We start from the raw sequence: 15,201 nt of genomic DNA, 5'->3' as shown, positions 1-15,201 counted from the left end.
CCCATGGATACCATCGACGGCAACGCCCCGCTGCGCTGGACGCTCACCCGCAATGCGCCGCTGCAGGCGCTGAATACCTTCCATGTGCAGGCCAGCGCCGCGCAGCTGCTGGAACTGCACGATGCCGCGCTGCTGCCGGACGTGCTGGCCTTGCCCGAGGTGGCCAGCGGCCCGATGCTGGTGCTGGGCAGCGGCAGCAACGTTCTGATCGCCGAGGACCTGCCCGGCACCGTGCTGGTGTTCGGCAACCGTGACATCAGTTTCCTTGAACACCGCGCCGACCATGCGGTGATCCGTGCCGGTGCCGGCGTGCCGTGGCATGGCCTGGTGATGTGGTCGCTGCAGGAAGGCCTGTCTGGCCTCGAAAACCTGGCCCTGATTCCCGGCACGGCCGGTGCCGCGCCGATCCAGAACATCGGTGCCTATGGCGCGCAGGTCGGCGAGTTCATCCAGGCGGTCGAAGCGTGGGACTGCCAGGAGCAGGCCTGGGTGCGGCTGGACAACGAACAGTGTGGCTTCGCCTACCGCGACAGCGTGTTCAAGCAGCAACCCGATCGCTATCTGATCTCCGCCATCGAACTGAAGCTGCCACTGCTGCATGATCTGCGCATGGACTACGCCGGCATCCGCGAGGAACTGCAGGCACAGGGCGTGGAGCTGCCGAGCGCAGTGGACGTGGCCAATGCCGTGATCGCGATCCGCCGCCGCAAGCTGCCCGACCCGGATGTACTGGGCAACGCCGGCAGCTTCTTCAAGAACCCGGTACTGCCGCTGGAACAGGTCGACGTGCTGCTGCAGCACTTCCCCGACCTGCCGGTGTTCCCGGCCGAGCAGGACGACAAGCGCAAGGTCTCCGCTGCCTGGATGATCGAATCCTGCGGCTGGAAGGGCTTCCGCGAAGGTGATGCCGGCGTGGCGCCAAGCCACGCGCTGGTGCTGGTCAACCACGGCAATGCCAGCGGTGCTGAGCTGCTGGCGCTGGCGCGCCGCATTTCGGCCTCGGTGCTGGAGAAGTTCGGCGTGCCGATCGAACCGGAGCCCCGCCTGCTCGGCGCACAGTGGTGAACACCCCCGCCCTTTCCCCAAGCGCCCCGATGCGGGCGGCGCTGCTGATGCTTGGCAGCACGATGGCATTCGGCCTGATGGCGGTCGCGATCCGCTACGCCACCCGGTACGTGCCAACCCAGGAAGTGGCGTTCTTCCGCAATGCCTTCGGCTTGCTGGCGTTGCTGCCGATGCTGCTGCGGCCGGGCCGTGCTCCGCTGAAGACGCAACAGCTGCCGCGCTATTTCGTGCGCAGTGCGATTGGCCTGGGCTCGATGCTATGCGCGTTCTGGGCACTGGGCCACCTGCCGTTGGCGCAGGCGGTGTCGCTGTCGTACTCCACGCCGCTGTTCGTCACGATTGCCGCCGTGCTGTGGCTGGGTGAAACCGTGCGCGTGCGCCGCTGGGCCGCGGTCGTGGTCGGCTTCATCGGTGTGCTGGTGATCGTGCGACCCGGTACCGCCGGCTTCACCGCGGGCAGCCTGGTCGCCGTGGCCGCAGCGGTGCTCAGTTCGCTGGTGGCGATCCAGATCAAGCAGCTGACCCGCGTCGACAGCGCCGATACCGTGGTGCTCTACACCTACGTGTTCTGGGTGCCGCTGTCGCTGGTTCCGGCGCTGTTCGTCTGGGTCTGGCCGAGCGGCATGGCCTGGCTGTGGCTGCTGGCCACCGGCGTGCTCGGCACCATCGGCCAGCTGTTGTGGACGCGGGCGCTGCGCCTGGGTGAAGTCTCGGCGCTGACCCCGATCAGCTTCCTGCAGCTGCCGCTGGTGACGCTGTTCGGCTGGCTGCTGTTCAACGAAAGCGTGGACCGCTGGACGATCATCGGCGCCGGCATCATCCTCGCCGCCAACGCCTACATTGCCCACCGCGAGGCCGTACTTTCGCGCCGCGCCGCCAGCGCAGCCGCCTCGTCAGCGGCGAAGCCCGCCGAATGAGAACCGCCTCGATGGACAAGCCCTGGGTAGAGTCGACTGTTAGTCGGCTGCTTTCCGTTCGGAGCTGGAAAATCCCCCGCTGCGCGCAATAGCCGACCAGCAGTCGCCCCTACCCGGGCGATCCTGGCAACGGCGCAGAACCTAATCCAGCGCGCGATACACCCGCTCGGCCGCGTCGAACACATTGCCCGGGGCGAACTGTTCGCTGAGGAAATGCAGCGACTGCCGGCGCAGCTGCGGCGACCGGTCCTCTCCATCGCTGCCCAGCAGGACCTGCTGGAACTCGATCAGGTCCTGCAGGATGCGCCAGTGACGGTACCAGGCGATCCAGCGAGGGTCGCCGCGGTCGCTGCCATAGCCTTCCTCGAATCCCAACGGGTTCTCGCGGCCCCAGCGCCCGCCGACAGCGCCACCGATGAACATCAGGTCGCGCTCGCGCGGTGCCAGCGACAGGCCATCCCAGTCGATCAGGTGCAGGCCGCCGTCATTGCCCATCAGCAGATTGCCGGCATGAAGGTCGGTGTGGCACAGGTGCAGCCGCACCGGCACATCCTGCAACGCCGCGTGCAGCTGCAGTGCCTGCGCGTGCAGCGCCGCGATGCGCGCGTGCTGCTGGTCCCAGACGGAAACGAAGGCACGGCCCAGCCCATCCTTGGCAGCCGCCAAGCCTTCGCCGGCCAGCCACTGCCCGACGGTATCAAGCGCTGCGGTTTCCATCCGCAGGCTAGGCAGCGCCTCCTGCAGCTCCGGTGGCGGGCACGCGTCGTGCAGGCGCCGCAGCACTTCGCCCAACCGTTGCCATTGCGTGCGGCTCAATGCCGCCTCGAAACCGGACTGGCCTTCCACATACGGGAACAGGGTGAACTGCAGGCCCCAGCGCTGCACCGATGCCCCGCCGGTCAACGCCGGCCAGGGCGCAACGATCTCCTCGATACCCAGCGTGCCGCGCAGCCAATGCAGGGTGTCCCAGACGGCAGGCGCCACCTGGTAACTGCGGCATTTCAACCACCACTGCCCGCGCCGTGCATCGATGCGATACACGCTGGCGTTGGCATCGGCGCCAACCGGGCGTGGCACCACGGCGGTCGCGGTGATGCCATAGGATTGCTGGAGGACTTCGCCGAGATGCTGCGCCGAAGCGGATGACATGGATGCAAGCGGAAAGTGTTATCTGCGACAACTATCGCAGATGTGCCCGCCACGACACAGACATGTCCGTCACAACATCGTGCCTGCGCGACCAACGTGCTAGCCGGCGACGCGACGCATCACCGCTTCCAATGGCCCCCGGGTGAACCGCCACGACCACAGCCACGCTGCGCCCGTGGCCAGCATCAGGAACAACAGCGCCCACAGCAGCACGGTCGGTAGCGACGCGCTGCCATCGAGCAGCCCCAACCATTCCAGCGTACCCATGCCCAGCAGGATGTGGCCGACGTAGAGGGTCAGGGTCATTCGCCCTGCTGCAGTCAGCGGTTCCAGCCAATCCCCCGGATAACGGCGGCTGATCCAGAGGCACGCGGCAATCGCGCTGCAGGCTGCCCCCGCACCGGTCAACACGTAGGCCGGTCCCGGCGGCATCGGCTGCGTTCCCAGCCACGGCTGCCAGGGCGTTCCCTGCGCAAGGTGCTGCACGGCCTGGCCTGCGCCGATCAGCAGCAGGCCCACCAGCAGCAACGCACGCTGCACCCGCGGTTGTGACAACGGCAGGCGCGCCAGCAGCATGCCCAGCAGGAAGAAGCACATCCAGGGCAGCAAGGGATGGAAGCCGTTGAACAACAGGTTGCGCGCGGCACCCGGCCATTGCCAGAGACCGGCATACTCCAGCGTCTGCCAGTTCCAGCCCTGGCTGTAATTCCAGTGCAGCAGTGCCCGGAACGACCCGGTCGCGAGGACGGCGATGCTGGCCAGCAGCACCCGTGGCGACGCACGCAGCCACAGCACCGCCAGCGCGAAATACACCGCGTAGTAGTGCAGGATGTCGGCCGGGAACAGGGTCAGGTTGAGCAGGCCCAGCACCAGCAGGAACAGCGCGCGCCGCCAGGTCTGCGCGCTGGCCGGTATCCAGCCAAGGTGCTGCGTGGCCAGTACCAGGCCAAGTCCGGCCAGGGTGACGAAGGTCGCAGAGGCCTTGCCTTCCAGCAGATGGAAGAAGCCGGCCAGCCAACTCGCACCCTCTGCCGGCACGGCCATCGCCAGGCGGAAATTGACCAGCACCATGCCTGCCAGCGCCAGATACCGTGCCAGATCAAGGCCGTGCAATCGCCGCTCAACCGCGCTCATGCGCGTGCACCGAGCAGCAGCGCGAGCAGGCCTGGGTCCAACGGAGCCTCATCGGTGCCACCGGCTTCGCCCAGCCCCCGGCGCAGCGCATCGCTTTCGATGGCATCCAGCAGCACCTGCGCCTGCAGTGCCGGGGCCAGTACGGGACGCCGACGTTCACGCTGTGCCACCTGCTGCAGGGCTTCGGCCAGCACAGCCTGCAATTGCCTGCGATTGGCCGCAAATGCCTCGGCCACGGCCCGATTGCGTGCGCTCTCGGCCAGCACTTCGACGGCGAGCGTCGCCCATTCCGGCTGGCTGCACAGTGCGTGGAAGTCCTGCAGGAACGCCAGCACCTGCGTGCGATCACCGTCGGCCGCGGCCAGTCGCTGCAGCAACGGCGCCACTTCTTCGCCCTCGGCCACGGCCACTGCAAGGATGATCGCTTCCTTGCCGGGGAAGTGATTGTAGAGATTGCCCAGGCTGACGCCGGCCGCCTGCGCGATGTCACGCATGCTGGTCTGGTGGAATCCCTTGGCGAGGAAGCACTGCAGGGCGGCCTGCAGGATCTGCTCGATGCGTTGCGCGTTGCGGTCGGCTCGGTTCATGGCGCCAATAGTGAACGAACGTTCGTCCAACTTGAAGATGGCAACCCGTTCATCAGCGAGTTCCGTTCAGCCGGCCCTTGACCTCAACTGCGGTTGAGGCCCGATGCTGCGTGGCCCGTTCCAAGCCCAACCCGGAGAGACTTCATGCCACGGATGATCACCGCCCTGCTCGACAGCCGCCTGCTGTGGTTCCTGGCCCGACTGCTGCTGGCGGTGGTGTTCCTGTCATCGGGTCTGGCCAAGCTGCTGGCGTGGGACAACAGCGTGGCCGAAATGCAGGCGGCCGGGCTGCAACCGCCTGTGCTGTTCAACCTCGCCAGCGCCGTGGTGCTGCTGGGTGGCTCACTGTGCCTGCTGCTTGATCGCCTGCTCTGGCTGGGCAGCGGCGCGCTGGCGGTATTCATGCTGCTGACCATTGCCATCGTGCATGCCTTCTGGACCAAGCACGGCGCGGAACAGCAGCTGGCCCTGTTCTTCGCACTGGAACACCTGAGCGTGGTCGGTGGCCTGATCTGCGCGGCCATCGCCAGCCGCGCGCGGGCTCAGAAGAACTCGTCGAGCAGCCGGTAGAACGCCAACCGGCGCTCGTCGGCCACAGCGCCGTAGCATTGGAACAACGGCGTGACCCAACGCGTATCTCCGAAGTTGTGGACCAGGCTGCGCGCGGCCAGCGCCAGGTCCTGGTAACGGTCGGCCACGCCCAGCCGCCCACAGTCGATGAACCCGCTGAAACGCCCCTCGGACACCATCAGATTCGGAAGGCAGGCATCGCCATGACTGACCACCAGATCTTCATGATCGGGACGGGTGCTGCACAGTTGGGCGAAGACCTGCTGTGGACTCTGTCCCAGGCGTTCGTCATCGAAGTCATCGGCATCCACGCGCCCCGCCTCGACCCGTGCCTGCGCGGCCGGCAGGCGCGAGGCCAGCCGCTGATCGAACGGACAGGCTGCTACCGGCAACGCATGCAGCCCGCGCAGCGCGTCGGCCAGTATCTCCACCCGTTGCTGCGGCGCGAGTTCCGGCGACGAAGCCAGATCGCGGCCAGGCAGCGCGCTCATCAGCAACCAGTGCCGGCCCGCTTCTTCGGCCGTGGCAATCACCGTTGGCGCCGGTTGTCCCTGTGCCTGCAACCAGCGCAGGCGCGCGATCTCATCGCCCAGCTCACTGAAGGCGTCGATCAGTTCCGACTTGAGGAAGGCATCGGGGCGGCCCGGCCGCAGCACGCGGGCAACGTCGGCCCGCGAGACACCCATCGACTGCCGCTCGATGCGCGCATCGGCCAACGCCTTCTGCCACGCCAACGGCAGCGGCATGCCATCAGGGGTGGCGTTGTGCTCGTCCATGCCAGGAGATTCCTGTTGCCGGTGACCCTGTGCATTCTCGCTCATCCTGGCGCACATCGACCCGCGGGCGGCCGGCAGCCACTACGCCCCAGCGCCTGCAGCAGCGACGGCTGCTGCCACGGTGCCGGTGCCAGTTCGACGACACGGCCTCGACCCTTACCGCCGAACGCGGCGGCCTGCGCGCGTTCGCCAAGTGGGGCACCGTTCTGGCAGCCGATCGTGGCTGCCGCAGTACAACGAGGAAGCAACATGAAATTGATGGTCATCGGCGCCAGCAAGGGCCTGGGACGCGCGTTCGTGGAAGGCCTCTGTGCTAGGGGTGACACTGTGATTGGTGTCTCGCGCAACCGCCCGTGCGGCATCGCCTGCGCTGACGGCGTCACCCTGCAATGGATCGAAGCAGACCTGTCCCGGCCGACCGTGGCTGCCGACCACATCGCAGCGCAGGCACCGGCCGATATCGATGTGCTGATCCACAACCTGGGTATCTGGGAAGACAAGGCCTTCAGCGACGAGTACGCCTTCCTCGATGAAAGCGATGCTGCACTCACGAAGCTGGTCGACGTCAACATCACCGCGACCCTTTTACTGCTGCAACGCCTGCTGCCCCGCGTACTGGGCGCAGCGCGCCCGCAGCTGGTGCTGACCGGTTCGACCTCGGCCCTGCCTCGCAGTGGCCGCCCGGAAGTGGCGTTCGGCGCCTCGAAGTTCGCCCTCAACGGCATCGCCGATGCGCTGCGCGAAGGCTTCCGCGATCGCCGGCTGGCGGTGACCAGCCTGCAGTTGGGCTACCTCAACACCGACGACGCCTTGTCGGTGCCGGTGGCCGAGGCCGCAGCGCGCGGCGACGGTGAGCAGGTGCCGGTCCACGATGTCGTGGCCATGGTAAGCGCCCTGTTGCAGCTGTCATCCTCCGGCTTCGTGCGCGAACTGGTGCTGCCCGCCATCGCCGACCCGCGCTACTGACCTTGCCGGCCGCGGCAGAGCACCCTCAGTGGCCGCGCGCGCGGTCGTGGTTTACCCTGCTCGTCACTGGCCGTCGGTCACAGGCGGGAACCTGCTATGGATGCGCTTTCACGGGTCTCGGCCCAGGTCCTGGACAGCGCCCTGCCCAGCCTGCCGCTGTATCTGCTGCAGGCCACGGCAGTGATCGGCATGATCGGCGTGCTGCTGATCGCCACCCGTCGCGCCGGGCACGCCATAGAAGGCCGTCGCCTGTATGTCGGCGTAGCGCTGGGCCTGATCTACCTGTTCAATTCCTGGTTCGTGGCCCGTTATTCCCAGGGTGTCGTCAAACTGCACCTGGGCTTCGACATCCTGCTGGTCAGTGGCCTGCTGGGCGGCTGGCGCGGCGGCTTGGCCTGCCTGGCTGCCGCCCTGCTGGCCCGCTACCAGTTCGTCGGTATCCCGTTCTTCCTGCCTGCCAGCCTTGAGGCCGTGTTGCAGATGGTGGCGGGCGTCTGGCTGCGCAGGCACCTGTACCCGCGCATGCTCAACGAGCTCTCGCCGCGCATGATCCTGCAGGCATGGTCCGTGCGCATCGGGGTAACCGCTCTGGGTTTGGCGCTGGGTGTGGCGATCATTGGCGCCGATCAACTGCCGGTGGCCGAGCTGGCGATCCAGCGCGCGCTGGCACTGCCGGTCTCGCTGCTCGTGCTCGGCGCCGTGTTCGCGCTGGTCTACAACGATGCCCAGATCGATGCGCAACGCCAGCGCGAACAGGCCTGGCTCCGCATCGATCCGATCAGCGGGCTGCCCAACATGCGTGCGCTCGGTGAACGCCTGCAACAGTACTGGCGGGATAACGACGGCACCGGCAAGGCCTGCCTGATCGTGGCCGAGATGGGCAACCTGCGCGATCTGCGCCTGCGCTACGGGCCGTTGCAGGACAACGGCCTGTGGCAGCGCGACAGCACCGAGGAAGTGCATCGGTTGCTGCCGTCGCTGCCGGCTGCGCAGCTGGAGATCTACCAGTTCGGCGATGCCGCGCTGGCGATCCTGGTGCGCGGCCTGACCTTGTCCACACTGCGCACGCAACCGCAGATCACTGAGCTGGCCAGCAACCTGGCCGATCGGGTCGGCCGCGATTGGCCGGGCTTCCGGCCGCTGTTCCGCTGTGCAGTGGTTGAATTGAAGCCCCCTGCTGATGCCGATGAAGGACATCTTCCGTTCCGCGCCATCACCGTGGCACTGAGCGCGATCGAGTCGGGCGTGGTGTTCTTCGATGACCCGATCCAGCGCGACAGCGAGATCGACGCCCTGATCGAGGTTGCCCTTGAGCACTGGCTGCAGCAGGGCAATGCGCCGCTGTGCTACCAGCCCAAGCATCGCCTGCAGGATCGCCAACTGGTCGGCGCCGAAGCACTGCTGCGCATGCGCGACGGCGAAGGCCGGCCGATTGCCCCGATGCGGGTGATCTCGCTGCTGCGCCGCCAGGGGCGGCTGGCAGACCTGGAATGGGCCACGCTGCGGTCGGCGGTGCACTTCCTGCAGCACTGCCGGCGGGACGGCGCGGCGCTGACCATTGCAGTCAATGTTTCAGCCGAATCGCTGCGCCTGCCCGACTTCGGCCTGCGCCTGCAGGAGCTGCTTCAGCTGCATGACATCCCCGGTGCGATGCTGCGCCTGGAGATCGTCGAATGGACCGAAATCGTCGAGCGCGACGTGGTCGATGCCAACATCGCACAGCTGCTGGCAGCCGGGGTCACCCTGTCGCTGGATGATTTCGGCGCCGGCTATTCAACCCTGATCCTGCTTTCGCAGCTGGCCATCGCCGAGGTCAAGATCGAGCAGGCGCTGATCGCCACGCTGTCCGACGCCAAGTCGCAGTCGATCGTGCGCTTCATCGTCGAGGTCGCGCACCGCTGCGGCGCGATCGTGGTGGCCGAGGGTACCGAGACCCTGGCCCAGGAACAGAAGCTGCGCGCACTCGGGGTGGATGTCGGCCAGGGCTACCTGTACTCGGCGGCGCTACCGGCCGACGAGTTCCGTCGCTTCGCAGCCGGCTAGACCGCGTAGAACCCCAGGAACATCGCCACCGCCGATTCGGCCACGCGCGCACGTTCCTGCGCGGTCAACGGTGGCTGCCCCATCGTGACCTGCGGCCAGAACGCGAAGCTCTTCACCAGCCCATGCAACTGGGCGCCGGCAAAGTCCGGATCCACCTCGCGCAGGCGGCCATCGGCAATTGCTGCGCGGATCCAGGCACTCTCGCCGCTTTCCTTCTCGCCCATGCGGCAGACGATGGCCTGCGCGCGCTCCGGTGAATGGATGATCTCGGCCATCGCGACCCGCGCCAGATCGATGAAATTCCCATCGCTGAGCAGGTCCAGCTTCTGGCCCATCAACTGCAGCAGCTGCGTCTGCAGCGGCTGGTCGGCGCGGTATGGCAGTGCGTCGCTGGCCACGCTGCGCTCCCACAGCTCCTCCAGGATCATCGAGAACAGTGCTTCCTTGCTCGGGAAATGGTTGTAGACGGTGCGCTTGGAGACCCCCGCCGCCTCGGCGATGCGGTCCATGCTGGTCGCCTCGTAGCCCGATGCACGGAACTCCTCCACCGCCGCGCGCACGATGGCGTCACGTTTGCGGTCGGTCAGGCGTTGCGGGGCACGGGACATGGCGGAAACCGGATAACTGAACGGATGCCTCCATTTTACACTCGACAGTGTACTTTTGAAAAACACGAAACTACACTGTGCAGTGTACTCAGCGGACGTCGCCCATGAAGCGCCTGCTCCTTGTCCTACTGCTCGGAATCCTCGCCGTGACCACCTACACCTTCTGCAAGTCCTGGTCCCTTCCCGACTTCCCCGATTCGCCGCAGTACCGTGATGGCAAGTTCCGCAATGCCCTGCCCCGTCCGGCGATGGGCCTGCGCGACGGCGCGGAGATCTGGTGGACGTTCCTGTTCAACAAGCCCAAGGGCACCGTGCCCGCGCACCCGATTCCGGTGAAGCCGCTGGACCGCGCCGCGCTGGACGCCGCACCAGATCGCAGCCTGTTCCGGCTGGGGCACTCCACGATCCTGCTGAAGCTGCGTGGTCAGTACTGGCTGACCGATCCAGTGTTCTCCGAGCGCGCCTCGCCGGTGCAGTGGATGGGGCCGGCACGCTTCCATGCACCGCCGATCAGCATCGACGCGCTGCCGCCGATCGCCGGTGTGATCCTCTCGCACAACCACTATGACCACCTGGACCATGCCGCGGTCATGCAGCTGGCCGGCAAGACCGCGCGCTTCATTGCACCGCTCGGCGTCGGCGACCAGCTGGTCGCGTGGGGGGTGGATGCGCGCAAGGTCGAGCAGCTGGACTGGTGGCAATCCACCGAAGCCAACGGCCTGCGCCTGACCGCGACCCCGGGCCAGCACTTCTCCGGCCGCGGGCTGGGTGACAGCGACCGCAGCCTGTGGGCTTCATGGGTGATCCAGGACGGTGACTTCCGCATTTTCTTCAGCGGCGACACCGGCTACTTCGACGGCTTCAAGGCCATCGGCGAGAAATACGGTTCGTTCGACCTGACCATGATCGAGACCGGCGCCTATGACCCGCGCTGGGCATTCGTGCACATGCAACCGGAACAGACGCTGCAGGCGCACCTGGACCTGCGCGGCAAGTGGCTGCTGCCGATCCACAACGGCACCTTCGATCTGGCCCTGCATGCATGGCAGCAGCCGTTCGAGCGCATCACGGCGCTGGCCGCTGCAAACAATGTTCCAGTGGCTACGCCGATGATGGGCGAAGCACTGGACATGCAGGCGCCGCAGGCGGGTACGCGCTGGTGGGAGACGGTGGAGCTGTAATGCGGTCGGCTCCGATTCTGGCCGCCGCTACGTCTTCGGGTGAAGCCTGCGCCCTTCCCTGGCCAGATTGATCTGTAGCGCAGCGGCGGCGAGCTCGGTCATTTCCGTCGTAACTTTGCCGCTGCCGCGCGCTCGCAGCCAACCGAGAATGTCGACGAGATGCCAGATCGAGGTCGAGCCGTCATGCACGGGGGACGGAAACGACTGCGGGTTGGCCAGCATGAGCTTCCGCATGTTCTGGCGCGACATTCCGAGCAGGTCTGCGACGTCAGTGAGCCCAACCAGATCGGGGCTCACTTCAACCAGTTCGGCACCGGGCACGGCCCGCTGCACATCGTCCAGCGCCGAACGCAGGGCAGCCCCTGCGCTATCTGCCTCGCGGCAGAACGCCAAGGCCAGCCGTCCCGGCAGCCCAAGGCCCACAAGCGCGTCGTCACAGCCGCCTTCGGCCAGGCGCTGCTCGAGGACGCCGATTTCAATACCTGCGTCCGGCAAGCGGTACTTCAGGGTGAAGTTGAATTCCATGATTGACCCCCTTCGCTTCTGACGAAGCGTGATCTCATTGCTCACGACTGCAGTTCTCGACCACACGCCGCAAGGCTCTTGCATGATGGCTGCCGCTACGCGGTGTGCTCCAGATGCTCACGATGCAGAACTCCCCGCATCGGCAATCGGTGTCGTTGCAAGGGCAATACATCCGGCCCCACGCATGGCCGCCCGCCATACGGAGCCTCCACCCACGATCCTCCGCGAACTGCAACGCCGCTTCGATGTCCTTGTCTGGATGACGCGCTCGAGACCTTCCTTGTTCTCCATAGTCTGCACACGGTTCACATTGGTTGTCAAATGACAACCCACTTAAAAGGACTTTCGACGTGACCCTAGCCAATTCGCGCTACACGTCCAGAGCCACATCCGTCAGCCCTCCCGTGATGGCAGCGGCAGCGTCCAGCGGCGCTGCAGTGCGTCATGTAACCGGTTACATCCCTTGCTAGCGTAGCGCTCGCCCGATTCCGGCCGAACCTGCGAGGCTGTCCGTAATGACGTTGCGCGCCGAACGCTCCAAGGTCTCCACACCGCCTTTCCCGTTGCGCCCTGCCGCTGCCCTGCTGTTGGCCGCCCTGGCCTCCAGCGCACAGGCACAGACCCTCCCCCCGCGCAGCCAATGGCAGGCCAGCAGTTCCTCGCAGCAGGTGCCGGCGATGGCGATCAGCCACCTGATCGACGGCAACCCGAAGACCGTTACCGGCGGTGCATTCAGTCCGGGCCACTGGTTCCAGATCGATCTCGGCGCGCCTGCAATGCTGGCCGGCGCGCGCCTCACCTGGGATGTCTCCAATCCGGAAGGCTATTCGCTGCAGACCTCACTGGACGGCAGGCAGTGGCAAACCGCGTACACGATGGCCGATTCGCTTGGCGACGTGGAAACGCTGTACTTCGCGCCACGGCAGGCGCGCTACCTGCGGCTGGCCAGCCCGCAGCGCACTTCCGATTGGGGCGTGTCGATCTTCGAGATGGAGCCGCTGGACAGCACGCTCAGCGCACGCGTCAGCGGTATCGATGCAGCGCAGGCGGCGGCGCTCTGGCAAGGCGGCGGCACCGTCGCGATGCCGGCCGGGGCAAATGGATCCCATACGTTCGAGATCACGCTGCCGCAGGCCCAATCAACGGCTGGCCTGGTGGTCGACTGGGCCGATGGCGCACGAGGCGCTGCCCGACTACAGGCGCAGGATGCACGGGGCCGTTGGCAGGACCTCGCACACGATGCACAGGCGGCCAGTCACCGTCAAAGCTGGCTGGCCGCCACTGCAGCACAACCATTGCGTGCTTTCCGCCTGAGCGTGGACGGCGCTGCGCCGCAGATCGCACGCCTGCGCCTGCTCGGTCCGAAAGCCGTGATGACGCCGATGAAGCAGTATCAGATCGTCGCCAGCGGCGCCCAGCGCGCATTGTTCCCGGCCTCGCTGCAGATGCAGCAGACCTACTGGACGGCCGTGGGTGTGCATGCAGGACGACAGAAGTCGATCTTCGATGAGTACGGCAACCTGGAAGCCTTCAAGGGCGCACCGCTGGTGCAGCCCATCTGGCGCAATGCCGATGGCCAAACCGCCGGCGCCGCCGGGCAGGCCATGCAGCATGCCCTGCGCGACGGCTGGAAGCCGATGCCCTCCGCCACCTGGTCACCGCAACCCGGCCTGCAGCTGCGCAGTGAAGTGTTCGCCATTGAGCGCGATGGCCAGCCGGTGACCTTCCTGCGGCATCGGCTGCAGAACACGGGAAGCACGAAGATCGAAGGCACGCTCACCCTCGTGGTGCGCCCGATGCAGATGAATCCGCCATGGCAGAACGGCGGGCTGTCCCCGATCCGCGAGGTGACCATCGATGGGCAGGCCCTGCGTATCAATGGCCGCACGCTGCTGCAGTCGCTTACTCCAGTGACCGCATCCGGCGCGGCGCCATTCGGCAAGGATGGCGCAACGGAGATCACCGCAAGCCTCGCTGCCGGCCAGCTGCCTTCCACGCAACAGGCGCGTGATGACCAGGGGCTTGCCTCGGCTGCGTTGAACTACCGCGTCTCGTTGGCGCCGGGAAGCAGCGATGCCATCGTGGTCGCGTTCCCGTTGGGCACCGCCGCCGCCGATGCCAATGGCGTGCTGCCCGAAGCGCCAGCGCTGGATCTGGCCACGCTGCCCCGCGATGCCAATGCGGCGTTTGATTTACTGGCCACGCAGGCGTCTGCGGACTGGCAGGCACGGCTGGGCCAGGTCGGCCTGCGCCTGCCCGATCCGTCGCTGGTGGACATGCTGCGCGCGCAGGCCGCCTACATGCTGATCAACCAGACCGGTCCAGCCATGCAGCCCGGCCCGCGCAACTACAACCGTTCCTTCATCCGCGACGGCATGGCCACCTCGGCGGTGCTGCTGCGGATGGGCGAAGCCCGCGTGGCGCGCGACTACCTGGCCTGGTACAGCGAACACGGCGTGCATGCCAACGGCCTGGTCTCACCGATCCTCAACGACGATGGCAGCGTCAACACCGGCTTTGGATCGGACATCGAGTACGACAGTCAGGGCCAGTACGTCGCGCTGGTGGCCGATGTCGCGCGCCTGGACGGCGGACCCGAGTCGGTGCGTGACTACCTGCCGAAGGTGAAGGCCGCGCTGCGCTTCCTGCAGGAGCTGCGCGAGCGCACGCTGGTGCCCGGTTACAAGGCCGACCAGCCTTCGCCGGAACGGTTCGCGGGCATTCTTGCGCCGTCGATCAGCCATGAGGGCTACCCCTCGCCCACCCACAGCTATTGGGATGACTACTGGGGGCTGAAGGGCTGGCACGACGGCGCCTGGCTGGCCGAATCGCTCGGCGACCACCAGACCGCAGCCTGGGCGCGCGAACAATACAAGCTGCTCTACGCCGCACTGCATGCCTCGATCCGGGCGACGATGGCATGGAAGGGCATCGACTTCATTCCCTCCTCGGCCGACCTGGGCGATGGCGATCCCACCGGCGTTTCGATCGCACTGGACCCGACCGGCGCACAGAGCGTGTTGCCCGCCGAGGCGCTGCGGACCACCTTCGCGCGCTATCTGGACGATGTGCGCAAGCGCAGCCAGCCCGGTGCGCTGTACGCCTACACCCCGTACGAGATCCGCAACGTGCTGAGCTATGTGCACCTGGGCCAGCCGCAGGTCGCCGATGAGCTGCTGCAGGGGCTGCTGCATGACCGGCGCCCGCTTCAGTGGCAGGTGCTGGCCGAGGTCGTGCACTCACGCCTGCGCTTTCCTCGCTACCTGGGCGACATGCCGCACACCTGGATCGGTGCCGAATACGGCCGCACGCTGTTCGGCATGCTGATGCGCGAAGACGATGATGCGCTCTCGCTGCTGCCGGGCACGCCGCCATCGTGGGTGGCGGGCGATGGATTGGCCGTGGAAGGCCTGCCCACCGCGTATGGCACGTTGCAGATGCAGGCACGGCAACGCGACGGCACGCTATCGATCACGCTGGGCAATGGCCTGCGCAGTGGGACGGCGGTGAAGGTCTGGTGGCCGGCGCGGACGATGCCGAAGACCGTGCGTGTGGATGGGCGCGACGTTACCGCGTTCGATGCAGAGGGCGTGCGCCTGGCAAGACCATTCAGAACGCTGGAGGCGCGTTGGTAGAGCAGCCGAGCATGGCTCGGCTCTACAGAAGCAGCGGTAGCGCCG

13 protein-coding genes are annotated in these 15,201 nt (G+C 66.7%); 7 read left to right on the top strand and 6 right to left on the bottom strand.

The window, feature by feature from the left end; translation table 11 throughout:
* Positions 1-3 precede the first annotated feature (3 nt).
* Both murB and AC5P8U_RS07315 read left to right on the top strand, forming a co-directional pair.
* Positions 4-1,065: a UDP-N-acetylmuramate dehydrogenase gene (murB, locus tag AC5P8U_RS07320; RefSeq protein WP_072168930.1), complete on the top strand. Its 1,062-nt coding sequence runs from the start codon at positions 4-6 to the stop codon at positions 1,063-1,065.
* 29 nt (positions 1,066-1,094) lie between these two features.
* A complete protein-coding gene (locus AC5P8U_RS07315; protein WP_005416295.1) occupies positions 1,095-1,982 on the top strand; it encodes a DMT family transporter in 888 nt (295 codons plus the stop codon).
* Between the two features lie 141 nt (positions 1,983-2,123).
* Here AC5P8U_RS07315 and AC5P8U_RS07310 read toward each other — a convergent pair whose 3' ends face one another.
* From AC5P8U_RS07310 to AC5P8U_RS07300, 3 genes are all read right to left on the bottom strand, one after another.
* Positions 2,124-3,131 (bottom strand): phosphotransferase, encoded by a 1,008-nt coding sequence (locus tag AC5P8U_RS07310; protein ID WP_447897147.1) that lies wholly within the window; start codon positions 3,129-3,131, stop codon positions 2,124-2,126.
* A 99-nt stretch (positions 3,132-3,230) separates the two neighbouring features.
* Positions 3,231-4,265, bottom strand: coding sequence for a heparan-alpha-glucosaminide N-acetyltransferase domain-containing protein (locus AC5P8U_RS07305; protein ID WP_447897148.1), 1,035 nt, complete (start codon positions 4,263-4,265; stop codon positions 3,231-3,233).
* A complete protein-coding gene (locus tag AC5P8U_RS07300; protein WP_072168972.1) occupies positions 4,262-4,852 on the bottom strand; it encodes a TetR/AcrR family transcriptional regulator in 591 nt (196 codons plus the stop codon). Before AC5P8U_RS07300 ends, AC5P8U_RS07305 begins: the two co-directional genes overlap by 4 nt.
* Before the next feature lie 144 nt (positions 4,853-4,996).
* On the opposite strand from AC5P8U_RS07300, the gene AC5P8U_RS07295 reads away from it, so the two are divergent.
* Positions 4,997-5,422: a DoxX family protein gene (locus AC5P8U_RS07295; protein WP_072168934.1), complete on the top strand. Its 426-nt coding sequence runs from the start codon at positions 4,997-4,999 to the stop codon at positions 5,420-5,422.
* Here the strand turns inward: AC5P8U_RS07295 and AC5P8U_RS07290 are convergent.
* Positions 5,395-6,198 carry an APH(3')-II family aminoglycoside O-phosphotransferase gene (locus tag AC5P8U_RS07290; RefSeq protein ID WP_447897149.1) on the bottom strand — a complete coding sequence of 268 codons (804 nt, stop codon included), beginning with the start codon at positions 6,196-6,198 and terminating at the stop codon, positions 5,395-5,397. The genes AC5P8U_RS07295 and AC5P8U_RS07290 overlap by 28 nt on opposite strands.
* A gap of 249 nt (positions 6,199-6,447) precedes the next feature.
* Here AC5P8U_RS07290 and AC5P8U_RS07285 point away from each other — a divergent pair, with 249 nt between their 5' ends.
* Positions 6,448-7,164, top strand: coding sequence for an SDR family NAD(P)-dependent oxidoreductase (locus AC5P8U_RS07285; RefSeq protein WP_072168936.1), 717 nt, complete (start codon positions 6,448-6,450; stop codon positions 7,162-7,164).
* A gap of 96 nt (positions 7,165-7,260) precedes the next feature.
* Positions 7,261-9,207 (top strand): EAL domain-containing protein, encoded by a 1,947-nt coding sequence (locus tag AC5P8U_RS07280; protein ID WP_188241289.1) that lies wholly within the window; start codon positions 7,261-7,263, stop codon positions 9,205-9,207.
* On the opposite strand, the gene AC5P8U_RS07275 is transcribed toward AC5P8U_RS07280, so the two are convergent.
* Positions 9,204-9,815, bottom strand: a complete 612-nt coding sequence (locus tag AC5P8U_RS07275) for a TetR/AcrR family transcriptional regulator (protein WP_447897150.1) — start codon at positions 9,813-9,815, stop codon at positions 9,204-9,206. The genes AC5P8U_RS07280 and AC5P8U_RS07275 overlap by 4 nt on opposite strands.
* Positions 9,816-9,919: 104 nt before the next feature.
* On the opposite strand from AC5P8U_RS07275, the gene AC5P8U_RS07270 reads away from it, so the two are divergent.
* A complete protein-coding gene (locus AC5P8U_RS07270) occupies positions 9,920-10,996 on the top strand; it encodes an MBL fold metallo-hydrolase (RefSeq protein ID WP_188241288.1) in 1,077 nt (358 codons plus the stop codon).
* Between the two features lie 27 nt (positions 10,997-11,023).
* On the opposite strand, the gene AC5P8U_RS07265 is transcribed toward AC5P8U_RS07270, so the two are convergent.
* Positions 11,024-11,521 (bottom strand): helix-turn-helix transcriptional regulator, encoded by a 498-nt coding sequence (locus tag AC5P8U_RS07265; RefSeq protein ID WP_111007959.1) that lies wholly within the window; start codon positions 11,519-11,521, stop codon positions 11,024-11,026.
* Between the two features lie 515 nt (positions 11,522-12,036).
* Here AC5P8U_RS07265 and AC5P8U_RS07260 point away from each other — a divergent pair.
* The gene (locus AC5P8U_RS07260) at positions 12,037-15,156 is read left to right on the top strand and encodes a discoidin domain-containing protein (RefSeq protein WP_447897151.1); all 3,120 of its coding nucleotides are present in this window, start codon (positions 12,037-12,039) and stop codon (positions 15,154-15,156) included.
* Positions 15,157-15,201: the final 45 nt, after the last annotated feature.

This window comes from Stenotrophomonas sp. YJH_SMC_81 (genome assembly GCF_059370875.1).
This window is presented reverse-complemented; position numbering and strand designations above follow the sequence as displayed.

Bases quoted from the DNA above. Each gene is read 5' to 3' on its own strand.
- murB (WP_072168930.1), top strand. From the start codon at position 4: ATGGATACCATCGACGGCAACGCCCCGCTGCGCTGGACGCTCACCCGC.
- AC5P8U_RS07315 (WP_005416295.1), top strand. From the start codon at position 1,095: ATGCGGGCGGCGCTGCTGATGCTTGGCAGCACGATGGCATTCGGCCTG.
- AC5P8U_RS07310 (WP_447897147.1), bottom strand. From the start codon at position 3,131: ATGTCATCCGCTTCGGCGCAGCATCTCGGCGAAGTCCTCCAGCAATCC.
- AC5P8U_RS07305 (WP_447897148.1), bottom strand. From the start codon at position 4,265: ATGAGCGCGGTTGAGCGGCGATTGCACGGCCTTGATCTGGCACGGTAT.
- AC5P8U_RS07300 (WP_072168972.1), bottom strand. From the start codon at position 4,852: ATGAACCGAGCCGACCGCAACGCGCAACGCATCGAGCAGATCCTGCAG.
- AC5P8U_RS07295 (WP_072168934.1), top strand. From the start codon at position 4,997: ATGCCACGGATGATCACCGCCCTGCTCGACAGCCGCCTGCTGTGGTTC.
- AC5P8U_RS07290 (WP_447897149.1), bottom strand. From the start codon at position 6,198: ATGGACGAGCACAACGCCACCCCTGATGGCATGCCGCTGCCGTTGGCG.
- AC5P8U_RS07285 (WP_072168936.1), top strand. From the start codon at position 6,448: ATGAAATTGATGGTCATCGGCGCCAGCAAGGGCCTGGGACGCGCGTTC.
- AC5P8U_RS07280 (WP_188241289.1), top strand. From the start codon at position 7,261: ATGGATGCGCTTTCACGGGTCTCGGCCCAGGTCCTGGACAGCGCCCTG.
- AC5P8U_RS07275 (WP_447897150.1), bottom strand. From the start codon at position 9,815: ATGTCCCGTGCCCCGCAACGCCTGACCGACCGCAAACGTGACGCCATC.
- AC5P8U_RS07270 (WP_188241288.1), top strand. From the start codon at position 9,920: ATGAAGCGCCTGCTCCTTGTCCTACTGCTCGGAATCCTCGCCGTGACC.
- AC5P8U_RS07265 (WP_111007959.1), bottom strand. From the start codon at position 11,521: ATGGAATTCAACTTCACCCTGAAGTACCGCTTGCCGGACGCAGGTATT.
- AC5P8U_RS07260 (WP_447897151.1), top strand. From the start codon at position 12,037: ATGACGTTGCGCGCCGAACGCTCCAAGGTCTCCACACCGCCTTTCCCG.